1 protein-coding gene and 2 rRNA genes are annotated in these 3,844 nt (G+C 54.7%); all 3 read right to left on the bottom strand.

Annotated features, from left to right (window positions below):
- On the bottom strand, positions 1–449 hold a 449-nt coding region (locus HPY90_RS15260; RefSeq protein WP_287195757.1), incomplete at its 3' end, for an SIS domain-containing protein.
- 110 nt (positions 450–559) lie between these two features.
- Positions 560–676: ribosomal RNA gene (rrf, locus tag HPY90_RS15255) — 5S ribosomal RNA — on the bottom strand.
- Between the two features lie 67 nt (positions 677–743).
- Positions 744–3,792: ribosomal RNA gene (locus HPY90_RS15250) — 23S ribosomal RNA — on the bottom strand.
- Positions 3,793–3,844: the final 52 nt, after the last annotated feature.

The following is a 3,844-nucleotide window of genomic DNA, read 5'->3' as shown; positions in this document are numbered from 1 at the left end:
ACACTCTTCTCAACGCCAGCGTGACAATCAATGGTGAATTCCGCCTCGCGGGCCAACAGCGAATCCATATTGTTGGTGATGGCTACGGTACTCGCCCCGCCTCTGCGAGCACGTCTTATAACCTCAGCCACATCAGGACCCTCACCAGATTGAGATATGCCCAATACAAGTGATTCATCCAACTGCAGATTCCCCTCATACAGGGTATAGATCGAAGGGGCTGAAAGGGAAACAGGAATCTCGTTTACATACTCGAATATATATTTGGCTAGTTGGCCTGCGTGATCGGACGTACCACGCGCCGCCACCACCACATTGGTCAGCCTCCGGGATTTGAGGGTATCTGAGATCTTCTTGATCCCCGGCATCCCCTCTTCTAGCAACCTTGCGAGAGCCTCAGGCTCCTCGCGAATTTCCCCAAGCATGTTATGTAACGTTTGTCCTGTCATGGGTCTTCACCGTCCGGGCAAGCAGCGACATCAGAGTGCCCACGACGGTATCCCTCCTTCCTACACTTGACTATTCTATCATAACCACGCTCTTGTGTACATAAAAAAGTTCCCGGCAGCGACCTACTCTCCCACGCCGTCGCCAGCGCAGTACCATCGGCACTGGAGGGCTTAACTTCTGTGTTCGGAATGGGAACAGGTGTTTCCCCTCCGTCATTGCCACCGGAAACTTTAAACTTCTATTTCGCTTTTGCGCCTTCAAAATTGCACAGTGTGAAGCTCATCCGGGGTATATAGATCAAGTCCTCGACCGATTAGTACCGGTAAGCTCAAGGCATCGCTGCCCTTACACACCCGGCCTATCTACCAGCTCTTCTCGCTGGGGTCTTACCAGGTCGACCCTGTGGGAGATCTAATCTTGGGGAGGGCTTCACGCTTAGATGCTTTCAGCGTTTATCCCGTCCATACTTGGCTACCCAGCCGTGCCCCTGGCGGGACAACTGGTACACCAGAGGTATGTCCATCCCGGTCCTCTCGTACTAGGGACAGATCCCCTCAAATCTCCTGCGCCCACGACAGATAGGGACCGAACTGTCTCACGACGTTCTGAACCCAGCTCACGTACCGCTTTAATGGGCGAACAGCCCAACCCTTGGGACCTAATTCAGCCCCAGGATGCGATGAGCCGACATCGAGGTGCCAAACCTCCCCGTCGATGTGGACTCTTGGGGGAGATCAGCCTGTTATCCCCGGGGTAGCTTTTATCCGTTGAGCGATGGCCAGCCCACTCAGCGCCACCGGATCACTAAGCCCGTGTTTCCACCCTGCTCGAGCTGTGTCTCTCGCAGTCAAGCTCCCTTCTGCCTTTACACTCAACGCGCGATTTCTAACCGCGCTGAGGGAACCTTTGGGCGCCTCCGTTACCCTTTAGGAGGCGACCGCCCCAGTCAAACTGCCCACCTGAGAATGTCCCCTGGCAGGATCACTGCTCAGGGTTAGAACTCCAGCACATTAAGGGTGGTATCCCAAGGCCGGCTCCAGAAGAGCTAGCGCCCCTCCTTCTACGCCTCCCACCTATCCTGTACATAACATGCCAAAATCCAATCTCAAGCTACAGTAAAGCTCCACGGGGTCTTTCCGTCTAGTCGTGGGTAACCTGCATCTTCACAGGTACTTACAATTTCGCCGAGCCCCCCATCGAGACAGCGCCCAAGTCGTTACGCCATTCGTGCGGGTCGGAACTTACCCGACAAGGAATTTCGCTACCTTAGGACCGTTATAGTTACGGCCGCCGTTCACCGGGGCTTTGGTTCGGAGCTTCGGTTCCCCTAACCCCTCCCCTTAACCTTCCGGCACTGGGCAGGCGTCAGCCCCTATACTTCGTCTTTCGACTTAGCAGAGACCTGTGTTTTTGATAAACAGTCGCTTGGGCCGTTTCTCTGCGACCTCCTCGGGCTTTAGCTCTCACTATCACCCTACTGAGGCATCCCTTCTCCCGAAGTTACGGGATCATTTTGCCGAGTTCCTTAACAGGGGTTCTCTCGCGCGCCTTAGGATTCTCTCCCCGCCTACCTGTGTCGGTTTGCGGTACGGGCACCTACTTCCTCGCTAGAGGCTTTTCTAGGCAGTATGGGTTCAACCAGTTCCGCTACTATAATTTCGCTCCCCATCGCGCCTCAGGATCTTGTGCAGCGGATTTCCCTGCCGCACCCCCTACTCGCTTGGACAGGCTATTCCATCAGCCTGATGGCCTACCCTCCTGCGTCACCCCATTGCTTGGCTCATATGCCCTTCCTTTCGGAACTTGCGCCCCTCCATTCCAGACATATTCACCATGGCCGGCTCTCGGTGGTACCGGAATATTAACCGGTTGTCCATCGCCTACGCTATCCAGCCTCGGCTTAGGCCCCGACTAACCCTGAGAGGACGACCCTTCCTCAGGAAACCTTAGGCTTTCGGCGAAGGGGATTCTCACCCCTCTTTTCGCTACTTATACCGGCATTCTCACTTGTGTCGGATCCACAGGTCGTTCCCGTCCTGCTTCTACTCCGGCACAACGCTCCCCTACCAATACCTTCCGGTATTCCGCTGCTTCGGTGATGAGCTTCAGCCCCGTTACATTTTCGGCGCAGAATCACTCGACCAGTGAGCTATTACGCACTCTTTAAATGAATGGCTGCTTCTAAGCCAACATCCTGGCTGTCTGTGCAATCCTACATCCTTTCCCACTTAGCTCATACTTTGGGACCTTAGCAGACGATCTGGGCTGTTTCCCTCTCGACTATGAAGCTTAGCCCCCACAGTCTGACTCCTGGGCAACAACTTATGGAATTCGGAGTTTGAAAGGGTTCGGTAACCTTTTTGGGCCCCTAGCCCGATCAGTGCTCTACCTCCATAACTCTCTTACCCAAGGCTAGCCCTAAAGCTATTTCGGGGAGAACCAGCTATCTCCGAGTTCGATTGGCATTTCACCCCTATCCACAGCTCATCCCATGCCTTTTCAACGACAACGTGGTTCGGGCCTCCACGGAGTTTTAACTCCGCTTCACCCTGGCCATGGATAGATCACCCGGTTTCGGGTCTACAGCATGCGACTTCCGCCCTCTTAAGACTCGCTTTCGCTGCGGCTCCGCATCTCCTGCTTAACCTCGCCACATACTGTAACTCGCCGGTCCGTTCTACAAAAAGTACGCAGTCAGGCGCTCCCGGGTTCCCCCGGTCATCACCCTCCTACTGTTTGTAGGCTACACGGTTTCAGGTTCTATTTCACTCCGCTCCCGCGGTTCTTTTCACCTTTCCCTCACGGTACTAGTTCACTATCGGTCGTCAGCTGGTATTTAGCCTTAGGAGGTGGTCCTCCTAGCTTCCCACGGGATTCCTCGTGTCCCGTGGTACTCAGGTAGTCAATGGCTCTATCTGCCCTTTCGCTTACTGGACTATCACCATCTATGGTGGGCCTTTCCATGCCGCTTCAGCTAGAACAGATTCGAACCCGCAACAGCTGCAGCTGCCGCTATTGACCCCTTCAACCCCACATGCACAACGCCTGCAGACTATCACATGCATGCGGTTTAGGCTCTTCCCCCTTCGCTCGCCGCTACTAAGGGAATCGATGTTTCTTTCTCTTCCTTGCGGTACTAAGATGTTTCAGTTCCCGCAGTTCCCCTCCTCACCCTATGGATTCAGATGAGGATACCGCAACATTACTCGCGGTGGGTTCCCCCATTCGGGTATCCCCGGATCAAAGCCTGCTTGTGGCTCCCCGAGGCGTATCGCCACTCGCTGCGCCCTTCTTCGGCCGCTGACGCCAAGGCATCCACCGTGCGCCCTTCCTAACTTGATCTATCTTCCCTCGGCGAAATATTCTTCCCACTGTGCAATTTTCAAGGTGCAAA

Origin of the sequence: Syntrophothermus sp., assembly GCF_013314835.1 — a bacterium.
GTDB classification, from domain to species: Bacteria; Bacillota; Syntrophomonadia; order Syntrophomonadales; family Syntrophothermaceae; genus Syntrophothermus; species Syntrophothermus lipocalidus.
This window is presented reverse-complemented; position numbering and strand designations above follow the sequence as displayed.